Here is a 21,637-nt window from a genome sequence, read left to right on the forward strand (position 1 = left end):
TCATGGCCATGGCAAACCCGAACCGAAAGTCCCTGATCCCGACGACGTTCTACGAGCACGCCCGTCACAGTCGCAGACTGTACTGGCTGACTCCGGCCATCGTGCTGGTACTGTATCTGTGCGTCATGGGGGCGTTCATCTGGCTGCAGCGCCTGCAAAGCGACAGCGTGATGTTCGTCACCATCGACCAGGAAACCCGGCAGCAGCGGCTGATGATGGTGGTCTTCGCCCTGTCGCTGGTGATCGTCTTCAGCCTGCTGGCCCTGTGGCGCTACACACGCTTTCGCACCCAGGCCGAGGCCGCCCTGATCGCCGAAACCGGTTTTCGACGCGCCATGGAGAACTCCATGTCCACGGGGATGCGGGTGTTCGACATGCAGGGCCGCATCGCCTACGTGAACCCGGCATTCTGCCGAATGATAGGCTGGAACGAGGCCGACCTGATCGGCCGCACCGCGCCCTTTCCCTACTGGCTGCCGGGGCGCCATGACCACCACCGAGAAACCCTGGCGCAGCTGCTGTCGGGGCGCACGCCCAGCAGCGGCCTGGAGATCGAGGCCCAGCGCCGCGACGGATCGCGCTTCACCGCCCGTATGTATGTATCGCCGCTGCGCGACCCCAATGGTGAACAGATCGGCTGGATGACGTCCATGACCGACATCACCGAACCCAAGCGCATCCGCGAGGCCCTGACGGCTGCGCACGAGCGCTTCATGACCGTGCTGGAAGGACTGGACGACGCCATCTCGGTAGTCGCCGACACCCCCGAAGGACTGGAACTGCTGTTTGCCAACCGCACCTACCGGCGCCTGTTCGGCGCCCAGACCAGCGGCCACGCGCAACTGCTGGGCGGACGCCTGGGCCGCTTCACCGATGAGACCATGGAACTGTTCTCGCCCACCGCAGAGCGCTGGTTCGAAGTCCATCACCGCATGCTGGCCTGGACCGATTCACGGCGCGTGCGCCTGCAGGTGGCGCGCGACATCACCGACCGCCGCAAGCACGAGGAAGAATCCCGCGTGCAACAGGAAAAGGCCCAGTTGACCAGCCGGCTGACCACCATGGGGGAAATGGCCTCGTCCCTGGCGCACGAACTGAATCAACCCCTGACGGCCATCAGCAACTACAACATGGCCGCCGTCGCCATGGTGAAATCCGGAAAGGCGCCCACCGAATCGCTGCTGCAGGCCCTGGAAAAGGCATCCCAGCAGGCTGAACGGGCCGGGAAGATCATCAGCCGCATCCGCGAGTTCGTCAAACGCAGCGAACCGCGCCGCCAGGCGGTGGGTCTGACCCGCATCGTGGAAAACGCCGTGGGCTTTGCCGACATCGACGCCCGCAAGCGGCAGATCGACATTATCCAGAGCCTGCCCGACCCCATGCCCGAGGTGCTCGCCGACCCCATCCTGATCGAACAGGTGCTGCTGAACCTGCTGAAGAACGGCGTCGAGGCGATGGAACACAGCGAATACCGCAACCTGCACGTGAACATCACAGACCAGGACCCGCAGATCGAGATCGCCGTGATCGACCGGGGCCACGGCCTGCGCAACCCAGAGCGCCTGTTCGAACCTTTCTACAGTACAAAATCCGAAGGTCTGGGCATGGGTCTGAACATCTGCCGTACCATTATCGAATCACATCACGGGCGCCTCTGGGCCAGCCCGAACCCCGAAGGCGGTACCATATTCCGCTTCACCCTGCCCAAGGCGCCCTCCGGCGCACACGCAGAATCCACGGAGGAAACGCAAGCATGACCGACCCTCAAGTCTCCAGCATCATCTATATCGTCGATGACGACGAGGCTGTCCGCGACTCCTTGCGCTGGCTGCTCGAAGCCAACGGATACGCCGTGCGCAGCTTTGCCGGCGCCGAGGAATTCCTGGACTCCTACAACCCGGACCAGACCGCCGTCCTGATCGCCGACGTGCGCATGCCGGGCATGAGCGGCCTGGAGCTGCAGGAAACGCTGATCGCTCGCAAGGCCCCCCTGCCTATCGTCTTCATCACCGGCCACGGCGATGTGCCCATGGCCGTCTCCACCATGAAGAAAGGCGCCGTCGACTTTCTGGAAAAGCCGTTCAACGAAGCAGACCTGCGCCGCATCGTCGCCGGCATGCTGGACCAGGCCACCGAGCGCGTGCGCGAGGCCCAGGCGCAGCGTGACCAGCAGGCAGTGCTGAGTCGCCTGACGGCCCGCGAACAGCAAGTGCTGGAACGCATCGTGGCCGGCCGCCTGAACAAGCAGATCGCCGGCGACCTGAACATCAGCATCAAGACCGTCGAAGCGCACCGCGCCAACATCATGGAAAAGCTGGAAGTCACCACCGTGGCCGACCTGATGAAGATCGCCCTGACCCGCACCGAGGAAGCCAGCTCATGAGCGCCCGCATCATCGACGGCAAGGCGCTGTCGGCCAGCGTGCGCGCCGAAGTCGCGCAACAGGTCCAGGCGCTCAAGCGCCAGGGCGTCACACCGGGCCTGGCCGTGGTGCTGGTGGGCGAGAACCCCGCCTCGCAAGTCTACGTGCGCAACAAGGCCGCCGCCTGCGAGGCTGCCGGCATGCTGTCGCGCGTCATCTCCCTGGGTGCGGACACCCCCGAAGGCGAACTGCTGGACATGATCGAAGCGCTGAATGCAGATTCGGCCATCCACGGCATCCTGGTGCAGCTGCCGCTGCCGGGCCACATCGACACGGGCCTGGTCATCGAAACCATCAGCGCCGCAAAGGACGTGGACGGCTTTCACATCAGCAACGCCGGCCTGCTGATGACCGGCCGGCCGCTGTTCCGGCCCTGCACGCCCTACGGCGTCATGAAGATGCTGGAATCGGAAAACGTGCCGCTGCGCGGCGCCGAAGCCGTCATCGTCGGGGCCAGCAATATCGTCGGCAAGCCCATGGCCATGTTGCTCCTGGCCGCAGGCGCCACGGTAACGCTGTGCAACTCCAAAACTCGCGACCTGGGCGCCCAGACTCGCCGCGCCGACGTGCTGGTGGTGGCCACCGGGAAACCCGGCATCGTTCAGGGCGACATGGTCAAGCCAGGCGCCGTGGTCATCGACGTGGGCATCAACCGCCTGCCTTCGGGCAAACTGACCGGCGACGTAGACTTCGAATCCGCCGCCCAGGTGGCCTCCGCCATCACGCCAGTGCCCGGTGGCGTTGGCCCCATGACTATCGCCATGCTGCTGGTCAACACCCTAGAAGCTGCCGAACGCACGCTCCAGACTTGAAATCGGGGGCCTTCGCCCCCATGTGCCGCCCATGACATCCGCACCGATTGCCGCAGAAAACCCCCTCCTCGTACCGGCCGAGGCTTTCGTCGACTACAGCGCTGTGCGCCCCGCGCACATTGAACCGGCGATCAGCCAGTTGATCGTCGACACTCGCGCCGCCATCGAAACGGCCGCCGATTGCCCCGAGGCACCCAACTGGGAAAACCTGGTCGAAGGCATCGAAGACCCATCCGAGCGTCTGCATCGGGCCTGGTCGATCGCTGGCCACCTGAACGGCGTGGTCAACACCCCTGAACTGCGGGCTGCCTACAACGCGTGCCTGCCGCTGATGAGCGAGTTTTCCACCTGGGTCGGCCTGCACCAGGGCCTGTACGAGCGCTATCGGGATCTGGCGGCCAGCTCGGCCTACGCCAACCTGTCGCCCACCCGGCAACGCATTGTCGACCTGGCCTTGCGCGACTTCCGTCTCAGTGGCGTGGAACTGCAGGGCCAGGCCCGCGAAACCTATGCCCGCAACGCCGATCTGCAGGCCCAGGTCGCGCAGAAATTCTCTGAAAACGTGATGGACGCGACTGACGGCTGGTCGCTGCTGATCACCGACGAAGCCCGCCTGGAAGGCTTGCCCGGCAACGTCGTCGGCAGCGCCCGCCAACTGGCCCAATCCGCCGGCGAAAGCGGCTGGAAACTGACGCTGCACATGCCCTGCTACCTGCCGGTCATGCAGCACGCCCGCGATCGCGAATTGCGTCAGACCGTGTACCGCGCCTACGCCACTCGCGCCTCCGACCAGGGCGACCCGGCGTTCGACAATTCCGAATCCATCGAATCGCTGCTGGCACTGCGGGCCGAGGAAGCCACCCTGCTGGGCCACGCCGATTTTGCCGCCTTGCGCCTGGAAACCCGCATGGCCGACAGCGCGCCCCAGGTCCTGAGCTTTCTTCGCGAACTGGCCGCCCGCGCCCGCCCCAGCGCTCAGCGCGACCTGGAAGAGCTGCGCAGCTTCGCCGCGCAGCACCTGGGCCTGGACTCGCTGGAGCCCTGGGACATCGCCTACGCATCCGAACGGCTGCGCGAGCAGCGCTACGCCTACTCGGACGAGGAACTGCGCCCCTACTTCACCGAAGGCCAGGTGCTCAAGGGACTGTTCGAAGTCATCCACACCCTGTTCGGCGTGCGCCTGCAAGCCTGCGACGCGCCGACCTGGCATGCCGATGCCCGCATTTATCAGGTGCTGGACGCACAAGACCAGGAACTGGGGCGCCTAGGCATGGACCTGTATGCGCGCCCCGGCAAACAAGGCGGCGCCTGGGTGGACAGCGAACGCAGCCGCCGTCGCCACGGCGATACGCTGCACCGGCCGCTGGCCTGGCTGACCTGCAACTTCTCGGCGCCCCACGACGGCACAGAAGCCCAGTTGACCCACGACGAAGTCATCACGCTGTTCCACGAAAGCGGCCATGCCATGCACACCCTGCTCTCGCGGGTGGACGAACCGGCTGCAGCGGCATTCGCTGCCGTCGAATGGGACGCCATCGAACTGCCGTCGCAATTCATGGAAAATTTCTGCTGGGAATGGAGCGTGCTGCAATCCCTGACCCGCCATGCCGATACCGGTGAATCGCTGCCCCGCGCCCTGTACGACAAGCTGACGGCCGCCCGCAATTTCCAGAGCGGTCTGCAAACCCTGCGCCAGGTTGAATTCGCATTGTTCGACATGCTGATCCACACGCAGGACCACGGGCTGTCGATCAGCGCCGTGCTCGACACCCTGGACCACGTGCGCCAGGAAGTCGCCCTGCTGATCCCTCCGGCCTGGCACCGTTTCCCGCACGCCTTCTCGCATCTGTTCGCAGGGGGCTACGGGGCAGGATACTACAGCTACAAATGGGCTGAAGTGCTGTCGGCCGATGCCTTCGCGGCCTTCGAGGAACACGCCCAGGCCCAGCCGGATGGCACCCGCAATGTGTTCGATCCCGACACCTGCCGCCGCTATCTGGATGAGATCATCGCGGTGGGCGGCGCCCGGCCGGCGGCGGATTCCTTCCGGGCCTTCCGCGGCCGCGATCCCTCGCTGGACGCCCTGCTGCGCCACAGCGGGCTGCTCGAACCATGAGTGTCATCAAAAGGCTGTCGGCCGGGCTGGTCCTGTGGGCGTGCGGCCTGGGGGTGGCGCTGGCGGCGGTCCATCCGGTCCGCGGCTTTCTGCCCGACCTGAAGTTCACGCTGCAGGGGGCGGGCGGCGCCACCGTGACCCAGCAGGCCTTTGCCGGCAAGATCGTGCTGATGTTCTTTGGCTATGCCAGTTGCCCGGACATCTGCCCCACCACCATGGCTCAGTTGGCGCAGGTGACGGAAGCCCTGGGGCCCAAGGCCGATCAGGTCCGCATTCTGTTCGTCAGCGTGGATCCTCATCGGGACACGCCGGATATTCTGCAGACCTATGTGGACCAGTTCGACCCCCACGCCATCGGCCTGACGGGCGACGAATCGGCCATCGCCGCCCTGGCCCGCCGTTACCGGGTCGCCTACCAGATCGAGCGCCCGGACACCACCGCCCCGAACGCGCCCTACGAGGTATCCCACAGCCGGGGCATCTACGCTTTCGACCAGCAGGGCAAGGCGACCTGGCTGGCATCCGACAGCGAATCCCAGGAAGACCTGATGGCCGCCCTGCGGCCGATGCTGCACTGATCGCGGCCGCAACGGCTCCGACAGATATCGCCCTGCCTATCCGGCGTGCTTCGCCGCATCGCGCAAGGCGGTGCGGATGCCTTCCTCGATCGTGGGGTGATAGAACGGCAGCTGCAGCATCTGCGGTACCGTCAATTCCATCTGCAGGGCCCAGGCCAGCAAATGGGCCACGTGTTCGGCATCCGGGCCGACCATTTCCGCACCGATGAACCGCTGATCGGCCCGTCGCATATACACATGCAGCACGCCCTGATTGCGCAGCATGACGCGCGAACGGCCCTGGCGAGCCCAGTCGACGGTGCCGATCGCCATGGTGTCGGGATCGTAGGCGCCGTAGCCGCCGCCCACCTGCATGATCTGCGGATTGCTGAAGACCACGGCCATCGGCGCACGGCGCGGCTGGGGTCGGACATCGGGCCAGGCCGCCGCATTGCGGCCGGCCACGCGGCCATCGTCCGAGGCTTCGTGCTGGATCGCATGCCGCCCGGTCACGTCACCCGCCAGAAATACGGGCTGCCCGCGCACCTGCAGGGTGGCCGGATCGATCACGGGCGTGCCGCGATCATCCAGCGGCAGGCCGGTGCGCTCCAGGCGCAGAGAGGCCAGCACGGAGCGGCGTCCAGCCGTCAGCAAGACGCGATCGAAGCGCTCCTGCATCGGCGGGCCGCCTGCGGCCGACCAGCTCACCAGCGCCTGATCGCCATCGCGCGCTACTGCCGTGACCTGCGCACGGCGCACCAGGTTCAATTCCGGCGCCAGCGCAGCGACCGCCGCTTCGCGCACGGCGGGATCCGCCAGATGGGCGAAGCTGTCGGAACGGTTCAACACCCGCACGCGCACGCCCAGCCGCGCCAGGGCCAGGCCCAGTTCGACTCCGATCACCCCGGACCCGATCAGCAGCACGCTGCGCGGCAGATCCTGCCAATCGAACACATCGTCATTGACGATGGCCAACTCGCCCAGCGGCTGATAGATTTCGGGCACCACGGGCTGAGTGCCCGTGGCGACGATGATCCGCGACGCATGGATCTCGTGCCCCTGGTCGCTTTGCAGCACGCCATCGCGCAGGAATTCCACACGCGCATCCAGCCGATGTTCCGGCGGCATGGCCTGGACGTCATCGACGACGAAGCCCACGAAACGATCGCGCTCACGCCGCACGCGGTCCATGACGGCCACGCCATCCACCCGGGGGCCACCGGCCGTCGCGATGCCAAAGCCTGGCGCATGCCGGATCGCAGCAGCCGCCTCGGCAGCGGCAATCAGCAGCTTGGAGGGCATGCAACCCACCCGCGCGCACATGGTGCCGTGCGGCCCGCCTTCGATCAACAAGGGCTTGAGCCCCGCCTTCACGACCTCGCGGTAGGCCGGCAAACCCGCCGAGCCCGCGCCGATGATGGCGACGTCGCACTCGATAACACGTGATTTCATTTTCATATCTCGTCGGAAGAACCTTTTTGCCGCCAGGATGAGTCTGGACACTGACCAGTCCCTGCGGACTGCGCTGCGCCTAGCGAATCCGAGCGGCATGCCGGCCGCGAGGTGGGCAGCAAGCGGGCGAAGCCTGCGCAGCGTGGGGGCCACCATTCACGCTGGCTGGACGTCGTAACCTTCATCAGCAATGGCGGCCTGCAACACGGCTGCGGCCGCCGCCGATTCGATCACCACCCGATGCGTATTCAGGTCCGTCGAGACCGTGGCGCCGGGCGCTGCCGTCTGGACGGCTTGGGTGATCGTCTGCACACAATGATTGCAGGTCATGTCGGATACGATGAACTCGGTTTTCATGAAAGACTCCGGGTAAAGAATGGCACCATGTTAAACCTTGACAGGGTGGCAAGCTCAAGGCTTTTCAGAAGCCTTTAAAACCTCTTGACCTTACCATAAGGTCAAGCTTGATCATACAATCATGCCAATGATCAGGAACCCCGCCATGAGTACGCTCTCCTCCCCTCTCAAGCTCGATCTCGACGTCGAAGGCATGACCTGCGCGTCGTGTGTGCGACGCGTGGAAACCGCCTTGAAAGGCGTCCCCGGCGTGGCGGACGCCAGCGTCAACCTGGCTCTGCACCGGGCTCACGTCACGCTGGCCCAGGCGGGTACGGATCCCCAGGCCCTGATCGCCGCCGTGGCCAAACGAGGCTATGCGGCCCAGGTGCTCGACACGTCCCGCCCCACGACGGAAGACGACCTGGCGGCCGAAGACCATCGGGCCGGGCAGCGCTTCGCCTGGGCGCTGATCCTGACCTTGCCCGTCTTCATCCTCGAGATGGGCAGCCATCTCATCCCTGGCGCCCATCACCTGGTCGGCAGCCTGCTGCCGGGCCAGACCCTGGCCTGGCTGGAATTCGCGCTGACCACGGCCGTGCTGGCCGGTCCAGGGCGCAGCTTTTTCACGCGGGGCGCCAAGGCCCTGGGGCATGGCGGGCCGGACATGAACACGCTGGTGGCGCTGGGCGCCGGCAGCGCGTGGCTGTATTCCACTGGCGTCACCTGGATGCCCGAACTCTTCCCCGAAGAATCCAGACACCTGTATTTCGAAGCCGCCGCCGTGGTCGCCACCCTGATCCTGCTGGGTCGTTGGCTGGAATCACGGGCCAAGGGCCGGGCGGGGTCCGCCATTCGCCAGTTGATCGGTCTGCAACCGCGCACAGCCTGGGTGCGCCGAAACGGCGAATGGGCAGAACAGCCCATCGACAGCCTGGTCGGCGGCGATGAGATCCGCGTGCGCCCCGGGGAAAAGGTCCCGGCGGATGGGATCGTCCTGGAAGGCGAATCCTGGGTGGACGAGTCCATGATCACCGGCGAGCCCCTGCCAGCCAGCCGGGGCGCAGGCGATCGCCTGATCGGCGGCACCCTGAACACCCAGGGCAGCCTGGTCCTGCGCGCCACGGAAGTCGGCGCCCAGACCGTGCTGGCCCAGATCATCCGCCTGGTCGAACAGGCGCAATCCGGCAAACTGCCGGTCCAGCAGAAGATCGATCAGGTGACGGCCTGGTTCGTACCGGCCGTCATGGTCCTGGCGGCACTGGCATTCGCGGCCTGGTGGATCTGGGGGCCCGCACCGGCTTTGGCCCATGCCCTGGTGGCGGGGGTTGCGGTCCTGATCATCGCCTGCCCCTGCGCCATGGGCCTGGCCACTCCGATCTCGATCCTGGTGGCCACTGGCCGGGCCGCCGGCCTGGGCATCCTGTTCCGGCAAGGCGAGGCGCTGCAGCGCCTGCGCGACGTGCGCGTCATTGCCTTCGACAAGACGGGCACCCTGACGCTGGGTCGCCCTGCCCTGACCGACCTGCTGCCGCTGGACGACGGCGACAGCCCCGGCGCCCTGCTGGCGACCCTGGCCGCAGTCCAGGCAGGGTCCGAGCATCCCATCGCTCACGCAATCCGGACGGCTGCCCAAGACCAGGCCCTGATCGTACCCGAGGCCGCGCAATTCGAGGCCGTCACGGGGGCCGGCGTGCGGGCTCAAGTCGACGGACACAATTACCTGATGGGCGCCCTGCGCCTGATGCAGGACGCTGCCGTGCCGGTCCCCGATACCGCGCTGGCGCAGATGCACACCCTGGCCCAGTCCGGCAAGACGCCGTTCCTGGTGGCCTGCGATGGTCGCCTGATCGCCATCGTCGCCGTGGCCGACACGCTGCGCCCGACGGCCAGGCTGCTGATCGAACAACTGCACGCACGCGGACTGAAGACCGCCCTGATCACGGGCGATCACGCGGCGGCGGCCCAGGCCGTGGCGCAGGACCTGGGCATCGACATCGTGCATGCCCAGACCCTGCCCGAACACAAGGCCGAGCGGCTGCGCGAACTGCAGCAGTCCATCGGGCCTCTGGCCTTCGTCGGAGACGGCATCAACGACGCCCCGGCCCTGGCGACGGCGGACGTGGGCATCGCCATGGGACACGGCACCGACGTCGCCATCGAATCGGCCGACGTCGTGCTGATGAACGAGGATCTGACATCTGTGGCGCGCGCCATCACGCTGTCGCACAAGACCCTGCGCAACATCGGCCAGAACCTGTTCTGGGCCTTTGCCTACAACGCCGCCCTGATCCCGGTGGCGGCCGGCGCCTTGTACCCCTGGACGGGCCTGCAGCTCTCGCCCATGCTGGGCGCCGGGGCGATGGCGCTGTCCAGCGTCTTCGTCGTCACCAATGCGCTGCGGCTGAAAACACAGTCCTTGAACACACGCACGGAAAGCCGCTGATGAATACTCTGCACACCATCGGCGAGGCGGCTGCCCGCACCGGCCTGACGCCCAAGATGATCCGCTACTACGAGAGCCAGGCGCTGTTCGCGCCCCAGGGCCGCAGCGACGCGGGATATCGTCTTTATGACGAGGCCGACCTGCACGCGCTACGTTTCATCCGCAGCGCCCGGGAATTGGGATTTTCACTGGCGCAGATCGCCGATCTGACCGACCTGTGGCGTGACCGCCATCGCGCCAGCGCCGAGGTCAAGCGGCTGGCCATGGCCCATATCGAAGAACTGGAAACCAAGGCAGCCGTCCTGCAAAGCATGGCCGCAACCCTGAGGACCCTGGCACGCCACTGCCACGGCGACCAGCGGCCCGAATGCCCGATCCTGGAAGGCATCGCGGCGGCCCGCACCGAACCGCCTGCCAACCACGGATGACGGCGTCAGAGGGCGCGGTCTAGACGGCTGCCGGGTCCCTGCGCCATTCCCGCACGAAGGCCCGGTAGTCCGGGCGCTGCGCGGCCTGTGGCGCATCGATGGGGGTCCCGATCGCCAGATAGCCCATGAAATGATCATCCAGGGGATCGAATCCCAGGGCCTCGCCCATGCTGCCCAGGTAGGTGCCCAGACCGGTGCTCCAGAAACCGTGAAACCCCAGCGCGTGCGCGGCATTGAGCATGTTCATCACGGCTGCGGCCACCGACAGATGGCTTTCTTCGGGGCGGATGCGGCCGTTGGGGTCCGGTCGGCAGGCCAGCAGGATCACCAGCGGGACCTTGGACAACCATTTGCGCGCATTGGCGACCTTATGTTCCGGCAGCGGCCGGTCTTCGGCCAGACCGACGCGCACGGCGATATCCGCCAGCGCCGGCACATCGGCGCCCTGCACCAGGGCGAAACGCCAGGGATGCACTGCGCCATGATCCGGCGCGCGCACGGCGGCCTGCAGGATCAGATCCAGTTGCGCCTCGGTCGGGCCGGGGGACTGCACGAACTTCACCGACTGGCGGCTGAGCAGGGTTTCCATCGTGGAAGACATGGACACTCCGGTAAGAGGCCCATTCTGTCCGACAGGCCCCAGGGATATGAATGAAAGTGATCGCCCCGGCCCAATGCCGGAAAGACACTAGCGGCCAGCCGCCTGAATGATCAGGGCCTTCATCCGCCGGATCGCAGGTTCCCAGCCGTCGAAGACAGCCTGGGCCACGATGGCGTGCCCGATGTTGAGTTCGCGGATGCCCGGCAAGGCGGCAATCGTCTGCACATTGTCGTAGTGCAGACCATGGCCTGCATTGACCCGCAGGCCTTCGCCCACGCCCACAGCAATGGCCGCTCTGAGGCGTTCGAGCTGCTGTGCCCGATGCGCCTCGTCGGGCGCGTCGGCGAAGGCGCCCGTGTGCAACTCGATAACCTGAGCGCCGGCGCGCACAGCAGCGGCAATCTGATCGGCCTGGGGATCGATGAACAGCGATACGCGGATGCCCGCATCATGCAGGCGGGACACTGCCGCATGAACCTCGTCGAAACGGCCCAGCACGTCCAGCCCGCCCTCGGTAGTCAGCTCGCGGCGATTTTCGGGCACCAGGCAGACGTCCTGCGGTTGCAGCCGGCAGGCGATGTCCAGCATCTCGGGGGTGATGGCGCATTCCAGGTTCATGCGAGTGCGCAGAACCGGACGGATCGCCCAGACATCGGCATCCTGGATATGTCGCCGGTCTTCGCGCAGATGCAGGGTGATCAGGTCGGCGCCGGCCTCTTCGGCCCGCAGCGCCGCCTGCAAGGGGTCGGGATACGAGGTCAGCCGCTGCTGGCGCAGCGTGGCCACGTGGTCGATATTGACGCCCAGTTCCATCAGCCTTCCTTTGCCGGCAGATCGTCGGGAGACCAGCCCCCGCCCAGTGCCTTGTAGAGTTCGACGCGATTGGCCAGTGCCGCAGCCCCCAGCTGGATGAACTGCTGCTGCACGCCATACAGATTGACCTGGGCGGTCTGCACCTGCAGATAGCTGTCCACCCCGGTTTCATAGCGGATCTCCGCCAATTTCAGCGCCCGCAGCGCCGATGATTCAGTATCGCGCACGGCGTCGAGCTGGCGACTGTAGGTGGCTTCGCCGGCCAGGCCGTCGGCCACCTCGCGGAAGGCGGTCTGGATGGCTTTTTCGTAGGCGGCCACAGCGATGTTGTCACGCGCCTTGGCCAAGTCCAGATTGCCCCTGACCCCACCCGAGAACAGCGGCACCTGGATCTGCGGCGAGAACTGCCAGTAGCGCTGGCTGCCGCCGAACAGGCCGCCCAGTTCGGGGCTTGCAAAGCCCAGCAGCCCGGTCAGGCTGATGCGCGGGAAGAAGGCAGCCCGCGCAGCGCCGATCTGGGCGTTGGCGGCCTTCAGGTCGTGTTCGGCGCCGATGATGTCGGGACGGCGTTCCAGCAGTTGCGATGGCAGCCCGGCCGGGATGGCCTGCAGCAGCTGGTCGCGACCAAATGGCAGCGGCGCCGGCAGATCGGCGGGCAGCGGCGTGCCCAGGATCAGCTGCAGGGCATTGCTTGCCTGGGCCATGGCGCGTTCAGCCGCCACCTGGTCGGCCCGCACCGTATCCAATTGGGACTGCGCCTGCGCCAGATCCAGATCCGAGGCCACGCCTACGTCGAAGCGCGCCTGGACCAGGTCCAGAGACCCCTGTCGTGCCTGCAGGGTCTTGTCCATCAGGTCGTGCAAGGCCTGCGCGGAACGCAGATTGAAATAGGCTTCGGCAGTCTGGGCGATCAGCCCCAGCTGCACGGTTCGGCGGGCCTGTTCCGTGGACAGGAACTGCTGGTAGGCGGATTCACTGAGGTTGCGCACCCGGCCAAAGAAATCCAGCTCGAAGGTGGTCATGCCGACACCCGCAACGAAACTGCGGTTGACGGCCGGACTGCTCGCCCCCCCGTTACGCATGTTTTCTGGCTGATGGGTGGCCTGTTCCGTGCCCTGCGCCCCGATGGTGGGCAGGCGATCGCTCTGGGCGATGCCGAACTGGGCACGTGCTTCTTCGACGCGAGCCACCGCAACACGCAGATCGCGGTTGTTGTGCAGCGCCAGTTCAATCAAGGCCTGCAGGCGGGGATCGTGAAAGACCTCGCGCCAGGCGGGCAGCGTAGCCTGGTCAGCAGGATCCACCGCAGTCAGGGGAAATTGATCGGGCACCGGAGCCGCAGGCCGATGATAGGTAGGGGCCAGGGAGCAGGCCCCCAGGGCCAGGCACAGGGCCGTCATGGCCCCCAGGCGGCCGTGTCGCATCAAGGATCTCATGTGCGGTCTCCGCTGGATTCTTCGGCAGCCGGAATGTGCGGCGCCTGATGTCCCAGGAGTTTCGGTTTGGTCTTGAACAATTTCAGAATCACCACAAAGAAGGTCGGCACGAAAAGCACGGCCAGCGGCGTGGCCGCCAGCATCCCCCCCAGCACGCCAAGGCCCACGGCATTCTGGCTGGCGGCGCCTGCGCCGCTGGCCAGCACCAGGGGCACCACCCCCAGGATGAATGCGAAAGACGTCATCAGGATGGGCCGGAAACGCAGGCGGGCAGCCTCGATGGCGGCTTCCTTCAGGCCCGCCCCGCTGGCGTACAGGTCCTTTGCGAATTCCACGATCAGGATGGCGTTCTTGGCCGCCAGGCCGATCACGGTCACCATCCCGACCATGAAGTACACGTCGTTGTCCTTGCCCATCAGGCTGCTGAGCAGCACGGCGCCCAGCATGCCCAGCGGCACGGCCAGCATCACCGACAGCGGGATGGCCCAACTTTCGTACAGGGCGGCCAGCACCATGAAGACCACCAGGATCGACAGGCCCATCAGGACCGTGGACTGGCTGCCCGCCTGGATTTCCTGATAGGACAGACCGGTCCATTCATAGCCCAGGCCGGACGGCAGCTGGGTGATCAAGTGTTCCATTTCGGCCATGGCCTGGCCGGTGGAATAGCCCGGCGCCGCCGAGCCACCAATGCGGATGGACTCGTAGCCGTTGTAGCGCACGACCTGAACCGGCCCTCGGGTCCATTCCAGGGAGACAAACGAGGACAACGGCACCATGTCGCCATTGGCGTTTCGGGCATTGAGCCGCAGGATGTCGTCCGGATTCATCCGGGCGCTCTGGTCAGCCTGGACCCAGATGTTCTGCACCCAGCCCTGGTTGGTGAATTTACCGATGTAGGAGGAACCGATCGCCGTGGAAATCAACTGGGCGGCTTCGGAAAAATCCACGCCCAGGGCGGCTGCCTTGGTACGGTCGATGTTCACCTTCAGCTGGGGGCCTTCTCCCAGGCCGGTCACGCGAGTGCCGGTCAGGATGGGGCTTTGCGAGGCCAACTGCAGCAATTGTTGGGTCGCTGCCTGCAGGGCGCCGCTACCCACGCCACTGCGGTCTTCCAGACGCAGGTCGAACCCGGAAGCATTGCCCAGCGAGGAAATAGCGGGCGGCGTGATGGAAATCACCATGGAATCCGGCAGCCCGAACAGCAGCTTGCCCATGGCGGTGCCGGAAATCGCCTGCGCCGAGTCGCCCGGTCCCTTGCGTTCTGAAAAGTCCTTCAAGGGCACGAAAGCGATGGCGGCGTTCAGGCCGTTGCCGTTGAAACTGAAGCCCTGGACGGCAATGATGTTGGCCACCTGCGGCAGGGCCATGAAATATTTTTCGACCGTGTCGATGATTTCCAGCGTGCGATTGGACGAAGCCCCCGAAGGCAGCTCGATGTTGGCGATCACATAGCCTTGGTCTTCTTCAGGCAGGAACGAGGTGGGCAGGCGCACGAACATCCAGCCCAGCACACCAACCAGCACGGCGAACATCAGCATCATGCGCACGCCGCGCTTGAGGCTGCGCGTGACCCAATGGGTATAGCCCTGCGTGGTGCGGTCGAAGCCGCGGTTGAACCAGCCAAAGAAGCCGCCCTTGGACTCGTGGTGGCCTTTGGGAACGGGCTTGAGGATGGTTGCGCACAGCGCCGGGGTGAAGCTGAGCGCCAGCAGCGCCGAGAACAGGATGGACACCGCCATGGCCACGGAAAATTGGCGGTAGATCACCCCCACGGACCCCGACATGAAGGCCAGCGGCAGAAACACCGTGGTCAGCACCAACGTGATCCCGACTATGGCGCCACTGATCTGCGGCATGGCTTTCTTTGTGGCCTCCTTGGGCGACAGGCCTTCTTCAGCCATGATGCGCTCGACGTTCTCTACCACCACGATGGCATCGTCCACCAGAATCCCGATGGCCAGCACCATCGCGAACATGGTCAGCACGTTGATGGAGAACCCCAGAGCCAGCATCACGGTGAACGCCCCCATCATCGCCACCGGCACCACCAGCGCCGGGATCAGGGTATAGCGCACGTTCTGCAGGAACACGAACATCACCACGAACACCAGTACCATGGCTTCCAGCAGGGTGTGGACCACCTGCTCGATGGAAAGGTTGATGTAGGGCGACGTGTCGTAGGGAATCTCGTAGGTGATGTTGTCGGGAAAGAACTTGGACAACTCAGCCATCTTGGCCTTGGCCAGTTTGGCTGTTTCCAGGGCATTGGCGGTGGGCGTCAGCGACAGGGCGAAGGCGGCCGTCGCCTTGCCGTTCAGGCGGGCGCCGAACTGATAGTTATCCGAACCGAGTTCGACCCGGGCAACGTCGTGGATGCGCACCGAAGACCCATCCGGATTGGCCCGCAGCACGATGTTGCCGAATTCTTCCGGCGTGGAGAGCTGGCCGTTGACGATCAGGGGCGCCACGGTGCGCTGCGAACTGGGGTTGGGGGGCGAACCCAGCTGGCCACCGGAAATCACCAGGTTCTGGGATGCCAGGGCGCTGTTGACCTGGGACATGCTCAGGCCGTAGCCGACCAGTTTCTGCGGATCGACCCAGACGCGCATGGCACGGCTGGCGGCAAAGAGCTGGAACTGGCCCACGCCCTTGATCCGCGACATGGGATTTTGAATGTTGCGCGTGATGTAGTCGGCCAGGGCGTACTGGTCGACGGAGCCGTCCTTGGACGACAAGGTGACCACCATCAGGAAGCCGGAGCTGGACTGATTGACCTTCAGGCCTTGCTGCGTCACGGCTGCGGGGAGTTTGGCCGTCGCATTGGACAGGCGATTTTGCACGTCCACCTGGGCCAGGTCGGCATTCGTACCCGGCGCGAAGGTGACGGTTACCTGGGCCTGGCCGTTGGAATCGCTGACGGATTCGTAATACAACAGGCCCTTGGCGCCGTTCAGCTCGTTTTCGATCACGCTGGCCACGCTGGTGGAGACCTCGGATGCCGAAGCGCCCGGATAACTGGCAGTGATGGTCACGGTGGGCGGAGCGACGTCAGGGTACTGCGACACCGCCATGTTGGGAATGGCTATGATGCCGGCCAGCGCAATGGCCAGCGCAACCACCCAGGCAAAGATTGGCCGTTCAATGAAAAACTGTGGCATGAGAGCTCGCGTGAAAACCGGACAAAAGGCGGATTGACGGGTACTTAACCCGCCTTGGCCTGGGAAGCTGCGTCAGCGGCGGGTTTTTGTTCCGAGGAAGCGGGATCGGATGCGCCAGCGGCAGGTGCCGGGCCGCCCGGCTGGGCGCCGGGCTTCGCATCCGAGGGCTTTTTCCAGGGCATGGGTTGCACCGGGGCTCCCGGGCGGATCTTCTGGAATCCTTCGACGACGATCTGATCGCCTGCCTGGACACCGTCATACACGATATAGCCCTGACCGGATCGCGGACCGACCTGCACCGGAATGAAAACGGCCTTGCCGTCCTTCACCACGACGACGGTGTTGTTGCCATCGGCCGTACGCTGGATGGCCTGTTCCGGCACGATCAGGGCCTTGGGATCGGTTCCCTGGGCCAGGCGCACTCGCACGTAGAGGCCGGGCAGCAGAATCTGTTCGGGGTTGGGGAACAAGGCGCGCAGATTGACCTGACCGGTGCCGGGATCGACTGCCACACCGGAAAAGAGCAGTTTCCCGTCGTGACGATATACGCGACCGTCATCCAGCAGGACTTCGGCCCTGGGATTGCCTTGAGCGTCCGGGGTGATCACGCCGTCCGCGATCTGGCGGCGCAATTCGGAAATCTGCGCCACCGGCTGGGTGACGTCGACATAGACCTCGTCCAGGCGATGAACCGTGGCCAGTTGCGTGGCCGAAGACGCGCTGACCAGCGCCCCGACGGTCACCAGCGATTTGCCGATCTGCCCTTCGATGGGCGAGGTCACGCGGGTGTAGCCCAGGTCGATGTCGGCGGCTTCCAGCGCGGCGCGGGCGGCGGCGACGGCGGCCTCTGTCTGGCGGGCCTGGGCCACGGCATTGTCGTAATCTTGCTGGCTGACCGCGTGCTGCCGAATCAGTTTGCCAAAGCGCTGCGCCTGGAGTTTGGCGGTCGCTGCAGCCGCCTGGGTGTTTTTCAACTGAGCAGCGGCCTGGTCACGGGCTGCCCGATAGGGAGCCGGGTCGATGGTGAACAGCAACTGCCCTGCCTTGACGCGGCTGCCTTGCTCGAATTCGATACCCTGCACGATGCCGGTGACCCGCGCGCGGATTTCCGCGTCTTCGATGGCCTGGACGCGGCCGGGCAGGTCCGTATTGACGATGGCTTCCTGGGGCTGGATCTGGACCACGCTGACGGGAACCTTCATGCCTTGCATGCCCTGTTGGGGTTTGTCGCCGCAGGCGGCCAATGCCAGCAGCAGCGCCAACGCCAGGGGCCGCAGCGTCCGGCCAGCGGGCAGTTGCAGAAAGGCCATAAGAAAACTCCCGATTGGATGATTTTTAGATGAAAGAAGGATGGAAAAGGCAGGGTCTGGCGCGATCGAGATCCCCACGAAACCGCGCCACGGCAGGGCTACGGGCCGGGACAATCAAGAAGTATAAGAGGAAATCCTTCAGGCCTGAAGGGGAATTTTCGCGCCGTGGCGTCACGCGGCGCCCCCGGCAAAACGGTCGACCAGAATACCGATACGGGCCGTCAGGACGTCTCTGGGCGGGCGGTCGGCGAACAGGCCTTCGAGGGCCAGCAGGAACACCCAGGACGCTTCAGCATCCCCCAGCACCTGATCGACGCATTCCAGCACGCCCTCGCGGTGATTCCAGGCGACCTTGGGGCGCAGACGCTCGTAGACGTCCTGAAATTCGGTCGCCATGGGCGCATCGGCCATCTCCGACCAGCAATCCAGCACCAGGCACTGGCAGACTCGCTGCAGGCGCTCGCGGGTCGTGCCGGTCTGCATGCCGGCCTGTTTGGCGGGTTCCACGCGCGACAGGACCCAGGCGTCGAAGCACTGGACGAAGATGTCTTCTTTGTCCTTGAACGTGCGGTACAGCAGGGTACGGGAAATGGACGCGCGCTGGGCGATGTCTTCGAGTGTGGTGCGAGAGAAACCGAAGTTCAGGAAGCACCAGCGCGCGGCATCCAGGATACGGGTGCGGCGTGCTTCCAGGGCTTCAGGACTGAGCTTTTGCGACATCTGCTTATTTTGACAAAAAATACTCTTTTTGTCAAAGCATGAATTCCCACCTCGCGGCTTGCACGCCGCTCGGATTCGACAGGCATGTCATGGTCCGCAGGGACCATGACATGTCCGGTCCTCCCCACCTCGCCGCCTGCATGCGGCTCGGATTCGGCAGGCATGTCATGGTCCGCAGGGACCATGACATGTCCGGCCTCATCCCAACAGCAGGCTATCGTCGGCGAGCTCTTCGCCGCGCACGCGCTCGAACATGACCAGCAGATCGGGCACTTCCAGGCCGCGCCGGGTGTCACCCGACACGTCCAGTACCACGCGCCCCTGGTGCAGCATGACGGTACGGTCGCCCACATCCAGCGCCTGACGCATGCTGTGCGTGACCATCATGGTGGTCAGGCCGTGCTCGGCCACGATACGGGCGGTGAGATCCAGCACGAACTGCGCCGTACGTGGGTCCAGCGCAGCAGTGTGCTCATCCAGCAGCAGGATGCGCGAAGGCCGCAACGCCGCCATCAACAGACTGACCGCCTGGCGCTGCCCGCCCGACAACAGGCCGATGCGATCGGTCAGGCGGTTTTCCAACCCCAGGCCCAGCATCGCCAGGCGTTCCCGGAACAGCACGCGCATTTCCGCGCGTACCGCCTGGCGCAGGCTGCGGAACTGGCCACGTCCCAGGGCCAGGGACATGTTTTCTTCAATCGTGAGGTTTTCACAGGTGCCGGCCATCGGGTCCTGGAAGACGCGGGCGACCTTGCGGGCACGGTCCCAGACGGGTTGGCGTGTCACATCTTCGCCATCGATCAGAATGGCGCCGCTATCGATGGCCTGCTCGCCGGAAATGGCGTTCAGGAACGTGGACTTTCCTGCCCCATTGGAACCGATGACCGTGACAAACTGGCCCGCCGGAATGTCCAGGGACATGCCACGCAGCGCCTGGGTTTCGATGGGTGTGCCGGGGTTGAAGGTCAGGTGCAGGTTCTGTGCGCTCAGCATGTCATGCCCTCTTTTTCGACAGGCGCTGTTTGACCAGCGGAATGACCAGCGCCACCGTCACCAGCACGGCAGTGACCAGATTCAGGTCCTGGGCCTTCAGACCGACGAAATCAGCGTTCAGCGCCAAGGCGATGAAGAAGCGATACAACACGGCTCCGATCACCACTGCCAGGGTCGCCACCACCAGACGGCGGGTCGGCAGGATGGACTCGCCGATGATCACGGCCGCCAGGCCGATGACGATGGTGCCGATGCCCATGGAGATGTCCGCCCCGCCCTGCGACTGGGCGAACAGAGCCCCCGCCAGGCCACACAGGGCGTTGGAGATCGCCATGCCCAGCAGAATCATGCGCCCGGTATGAATGCCCTGGGCGCGAGCCATGCGCGGGTTGGATCCGGTCGAGCGCATGGCCAGACCCACCTGAGTGGCGAAGAACCAGTCCAGCAGCAATTTGACGGCCACCACCAGCACCAGCAGGATCAATGGCCGGGCGATGAAGTCGTCCAGACCCTCGGGCTGCAGCACGGTGAATACCGTGGGATCGGTGATCAGCGGCACGTTGGGCGCATTCATGACGCGCAGGTTGATCGAATACAGGGCGATCATCATCAGGATGCTGGCCAGCAGGTCCATGATCTTCAGGCTGACGTTCAGCCAGCCGGTGATCATGCCCGCAAAGCCGGCTGCCAGGGTCGCAATCAGCGTCGCCAGAAAGGGATCCATCCCGTGGTGAATCAGGATGGCCGCCGTTGCCCCGCCCAAGGGGAAGCTGCCATCCACCGTCAGGTCGGGAAAATTGAGGACTCGAAAGGAAATCAGGACGCCCAAGGCGACCAGGCCGAAGATCAGCCCGATCTCGAAGGCGCCCCACATCGAATAAATGGACATGGAATTCTCTGAAAAACCGGCGGCGGTGAATAGCCCCCGATTGCATCTGATGCAGGCGGCGTCGGCTGATCCGCAGTGCCGATCAGCCGACGCCGCCTGCGACTGCGCGATGCGCCGGCGACGGGGGCCCGGGGAGGATTACTTGATGATCTGCGCAGCAGACTTGATCAGGGCATCGGACAGCGTCACGCCCTGTTTCTCGGCAGCACCGGGATTGACGAACAGCTGCTGCTTGGCGCTGGTTTCGGAAGCGATATCGCCGGGTTTTTCGCCCTTCAGAATGCGTGCCACGACCGCGCCGGTCTGGAGGCCCAGGTCGTGATAGTTGACGCCCAAGGCGGCGATGGCGCCCCGTTTCACGCTATCGGTATCCGCAGCGATCAGGGGGATCTTGGCCGAATTGCCGACCTTGACCAGGGATTCGTAGGCCGACACCACGTTGTTGTCGGTGTTGGTGTAGATCACGTCGACCTTGCCCACCAGGCTGCGGGCAGCAGCGCCCACGTCCACCGTGCGGGCTGCCGTAGCTTCCACGAGGCTCATGCCGGCCTTCGGCAGCAGCTCGCGCATTTGCTTGACCACGACAACGGAATTGGCCTCGCCCGGGTTGTAGACCATGCCGACTTTCTTGGCATTGGGTACGACTTTCTTGATCAGTTCGATTTGCTTGTCCATCGACAAGGCATCGGACACCCCGGTGACGTTGGTGCCCGACGGCCCCCAGCCAGGCACCAGTTGGGCGGCGACCGGATCGGTCACGGCGGAATAGACGACCGGGATGGTCTTGGTCGCCGCGACCACAGCCTGGGCTGAAGGCGTGGCGATGGCCACGATCACGTCAGGTTTGTCTCCTACATATTTGCGCGCGATCTGCGCGGCGATGGCGGTGTTGCCCTGCGCCGTCTGGAATTGCCACTTCAGGCCCTTGGCCTCTGTGTAGCCGGCCTTGGTCAGGGCCTCGCGCACACCGTCCTTGACCGAATCCAGGGCGGGATGCTCGACGATGGAGGTCACGGCCACGGACTGGGCCTGCGCCGGCGCAACGGCCAGGATGCCGGCGAGCGCCGTGGCACCCGCCAGCGCGCGAAGAACGGGATGCAGATTCATGTAAGCTCCTTTGAGGGGTCAAGCAACAGCATTGATAT

18 protein-coding genes are annotated in these 21,637 nt (G+C 65.1%); 7 read left to right on the forward strand and 11 right to left on the reverse strand.

Going from position 1 to position 21,637, the window contains the following annotated elements:
- The first annotated feature begins 8 nt into the window (after window positions 1–8).
- The 5 genes from VDP74_RS11790 to VDP74_RS11810 are packed head-to-tail and all read left to right on the forward strand — an operon-like array spanning window position 9 to window position 5,928.
- Window positions 9–1,757: a PAS domain S-box protein gene (locus tag VDP74_RS11790; protein ID WP_322999854.1), complete on the forward strand. Its 1,749-nt coding sequence runs from the start codon at window positions 9–11 to the stop codon at window positions 1,755–1,757.
- Window positions 1,754–2,383: a response regulator transcription factor gene (locus VDP74_RS11795; protein WP_322999830.1), complete on the forward strand. Its 630-nt coding sequence runs from the start codon at window positions 1,754–1,756 to the stop codon at window positions 2,381–2,383. The genes VDP74_RS11790 and VDP74_RS11795 overlap by 4 nt, the downstream gene beginning before the upstream one ends.
- Entirely contained in the window at window positions 2,380–3,234 is an 855-nt protein-coding gene (folD, locus tag VDP74_RS11800; protein WP_322999831.1) for a bifunctional methylenetetrahydrofolate dehydrogenase/methenyltetrahydrofolate cyclohydrolase FolD, read from the forward strand. The genes VDP74_RS11795 and folD overlap by 4 nt, the downstream gene beginning before the upstream one ends.
- Window positions 3,235–3,265: 31 nt before the next feature.
- Window positions 3,266–5,350: a M3 family metallopeptidase gene (locus tag VDP74_RS11805; RefSeq protein ID WP_322999832.1), complete on the forward strand. Its 2,085-nt coding sequence runs from the start codon at window positions 3,266–3,268 to the stop codon at window positions 5,348–5,350.
- Window positions 5,347–5,928, forward strand: a complete 582-nt coding sequence (locus tag VDP74_RS11810) for an SCO family protein (protein ID WP_322999833.1) — start codon at window positions 5,347–5,349, stop codon at window positions 5,926–5,928. The genes VDP74_RS11805 and VDP74_RS11810 overlap by 4 nt, the downstream gene beginning before the upstream one ends.
- A gap of 36 nt (window positions 5,929–5,964) precedes the next feature.
- On the opposite strand, the gene VDP74_RS11815 is transcribed toward VDP74_RS11810, so the two are convergent.
- Both VDP74_RS11815 and VDP74_RS11820 read right to left on the reverse strand, forming a co-directional pair.
- Window positions 5,965–7,359 carry a dihydrolipoyl dehydrogenase gene (locus VDP74_RS11815; protein ID WP_322999834.1) on the reverse strand — a complete coding sequence of 465 codons (1,395 nt, stop codon included), beginning with the start codon at window positions 7,357–7,359 and terminating at the stop codon, window positions 5,965–5,967.
- Window positions 7,360–7,515: 156 nt separating this feature from the next.
- A complete protein-coding gene (locus tag VDP74_RS11820; protein WP_322999835.1) occupies window positions 7,516–7,716 on the reverse strand; it encodes a heavy-metal-associated domain-containing protein in 201 nt (66 codons plus the stop codon).
- 145 nt (window positions 7,717–7,861) lie between these two features.
- Between VDP74_RS11820 and VDP74_RS11825 the strand changes: the two genes are divergently transcribed.
- Together VDP74_RS11825 and cueR are read left to right on the forward strand one after the other, a co-directional pair.
- A complete protein-coding gene (locus VDP74_RS11825) occupies window positions 7,862–10,141 on the forward strand; it encodes a heavy metal translocating P-type ATPase (RefSeq protein ID WP_322999836.1) in 2,280 nt (759 codons plus the stop codon).
- Entirely contained in the window at window positions 10,141–10,569 is a 429-nt protein-coding gene (cueR, locus tag VDP74_RS11830) for a Cu(I)-responsive transcriptional regulator (RefSeq protein WP_322999837.1), read from the forward strand. The genes VDP74_RS11825 and cueR overlap by 1 nt, the downstream gene beginning before the upstream one ends.
- A gap of 19 nt (window positions 10,570–10,588) precedes the next feature.
- On the opposite strand, the gene VDP74_RS11835 is transcribed toward cueR, so the two are convergent.
- The 9 genes from VDP74_RS11835 to VDP74_RS11875 form a co-directional block, all read right to left on the reverse strand.
- On the reverse strand, window positions 10,589–11,170 hold the full coding sequence (locus VDP74_RS11835; protein WP_322999838.1) for a nitroreductase: 582 nt from the start codon (window positions 11,168–11,170) through the stop codon (window positions 10,589–10,591).
- An 87-nt stretch (window positions 11,171–11,257) separates the two neighbouring features.
- Window positions 11,258–11,986 (reverse strand): pyridoxine 5'-phosphate synthase, encoded by a 729-nt coding sequence (gene pdxJ, locus VDP74_RS11840; RefSeq protein ID WP_322999855.1) that lies wholly within the window; start codon window positions 11,984–11,986, stop codon window positions 11,258–11,260.
- Window positions 11,983–13,419: an efflux transporter outer membrane subunit gene (locus tag VDP74_RS11845; protein ID WP_322999839.1), complete on the reverse strand. Its 1,437-nt coding sequence runs from the start codon at window positions 13,417–13,419 to the stop codon at window positions 11,983–11,985. The genes pdxJ and VDP74_RS11845 overlap by 4 nt, the downstream gene beginning before the upstream one ends.
- Window positions 13,416–16,580, reverse strand: a complete 3,165-nt coding sequence (locus tag VDP74_RS11850; RefSeq protein WP_322999840.1) for an efflux RND transporter permease subunit — start codon at window positions 16,578–16,580, stop codon at window positions 13,416–13,418. Before VDP74_RS11850 ends, VDP74_RS11845 begins: the two co-directional genes overlap by 4 nt.
- A 44-nt stretch (window positions 16,581–16,624) precedes the next feature.
- The gene (locus VDP74_RS11855; protein ID WP_322999841.1) at window positions 16,625–17,890 is read right to left on the reverse strand and encodes an efflux RND transporter periplasmic adaptor subunit; all 1,266 of its coding nucleotides are present in this window, start codon (window positions 17,888–17,890) and stop codon (window positions 16,625–16,627) included.
- A gap of 171 nt (window positions 17,891–18,061) precedes the next feature.
- On the reverse strand, window positions 18,062–18,610 hold the full coding sequence (locus VDP74_RS11860; RefSeq protein WP_322999842.1) for a TetR/AcrR family transcriptional regulator: 549 nt from the start codon (window positions 18,608–18,610) through the stop codon (window positions 18,062–18,064).
- A gap of 198 nt (window positions 18,611–18,808) precedes the next feature.
- Window positions 18,809–19,603: an ABC transporter ATP-binding protein gene (locus VDP74_RS11865; RefSeq protein ID WP_322999843.1), complete on the reverse strand. Its 795-nt coding sequence runs from the start codon at window positions 19,601–19,603 to the stop codon at window positions 18,809–18,811.
- Window position 19,604: 1 nt separating this feature from the next.
- Window positions 19,605–20,492 (reverse strand): ABC transporter permease, encoded by an 888-nt coding sequence (locus VDP74_RS11870; protein ID WP_322999844.1) that lies wholly within the window; start codon window positions 20,490–20,492, stop codon window positions 19,605–19,607.
- 138 nt (window positions 20,493–20,630) lie between these two features.
- Window positions 20,631–21,599: an ABC transporter substrate-binding protein gene (locus tag VDP74_RS11875; RefSeq protein WP_322999845.1), complete on the reverse strand. Its 969-nt coding sequence runs from the start codon at window positions 21,597–21,599 to the stop codon at window positions 20,631–20,633.
- Window positions 21,600–21,637 lie beyond the last annotated feature (38 nt).

The organism is Castellaniella sp. (assembly GCF_034674885.1).
In the GTDB taxonomy this organism is placed as follows: Bacteria; Pseudomonadota; Gammaproteobacteria; order Burkholderiales; family Burkholderiaceae_B; genus Castellaniella.

Excerpts from the sequence above, each read along its gene's own strand:
- VDP74_RS11860 (WP_322999842.1), bottom strand. The coding sequence starts at position 18,610 with ATGTCGCAAAAGCTCAGTCCTGAAGCCCTGGAAGCACGCCGCACCCGT.
- VDP74_RS11825 (WP_322999836.1), top strand. The coding sequence starts at position 7,862 with ATGAGTACGCTCTCCTCCCCTCTCAAGCTCGATCTCGACGTCGAAGGC.
- VDP74_RS11790 (WP_322999854.1), top strand. The coding sequence starts at position 9 with ATGGCAAACCCGAACCGAAAGTCCCTGATCCCGACGACGTTCTACGAG.
- VDP74_RS11810 (WP_322999833.1), top strand. The coding sequence starts at position 5,347 with ATGAGTGTCATCAAAAGGCTGTCGGCCGGGCTGGTCCTGTGGGCGTGC.
- VDP74_RS11865 (WP_322999843.1), bottom strand. The coding sequence starts at position 19,603 with ATGCTGAGCGCACAGAACCTGCACCTGACCTTCAACCCCGGCACACCC.
- VDP74_RS11855 (WP_322999841.1), bottom strand. The coding sequence starts at position 17,890 with ATGGCCTTTCTGCAACTGCCCGCTGGCCGGACGCTGCGGCCCCTGGCG.
- VDP74_RS11870 (WP_322999844.1), bottom strand. The coding sequence starts at position 20,492 with ATGTCCATTTATTCGATGTGGGGCGCCTTCGAGATCGGGCTGATCTTC.
- VDP74_RS11795 (WP_322999830.1), top strand. The coding sequence starts at position 1,754 with ATGACCGACCCTCAAGTCTCCAGCATCATCTATATCGTCGATGACGAC.
- VDP74_RS11835 (WP_322999838.1), bottom strand. The coding sequence starts at position 11,170 with ATGTCTTCCACGATGGAAACCCTGCTCAGCCGCCAGTCGGTGAAGTTC.
- VDP74_RS11815 (WP_322999834.1), bottom strand. The coding sequence starts at position 7,359 with ATGAAATCACGTGTTATCGAGTGCGACGTCGCCATCATCGGCGCGGGC.
- VDP74_RS11850 (WP_322999840.1), bottom strand. The coding sequence starts at position 16,580 with ATGCCACAGTTTTTCATTGAACGGCCAATCTTTGCCTGGGTGGTTGCG.
- VDP74_RS11820 (WP_322999835.1), bottom strand. The coding sequence starts at position 7,716 with ATGAAAACCGAGTTCATCGTATCCGACATGACCTGCAATCATTGTGTG.
- cueR (WP_322999837.1), top strand. The coding sequence starts at position 10,141 with ATGAATACTCTGCACACCATCGGCGAGGCGGCTGCCCGCACCGGCCTG.
- VDP74_RS11845 (WP_322999839.1), bottom strand. The coding sequence starts at position 13,419 with ATGAGATCCTTGATGCGACACGGCCGCCTGGGGGCCATGACGGCCCTG.
- folD (WP_322999831.1), top strand. The coding sequence starts at position 2,380 with ATGAGCGCCCGCATCATCGACGGCAAGGCGCTGTCGGCCAGCGTGCGC.
- VDP74_RS11805 (WP_322999832.1), top strand. The coding sequence starts at position 3,266 with ATGACATCCGCACCGATTGCCGCAGAAAACCCCCTCCTCGTACCGGCC.
- VDP74_RS11875 (WP_322999845.1), bottom strand. The coding sequence starts at position 21,599 with ATGAATCTGCATCCCGTTCTTCGCGCGCTGGCGGGTGCCACGGCGCTC.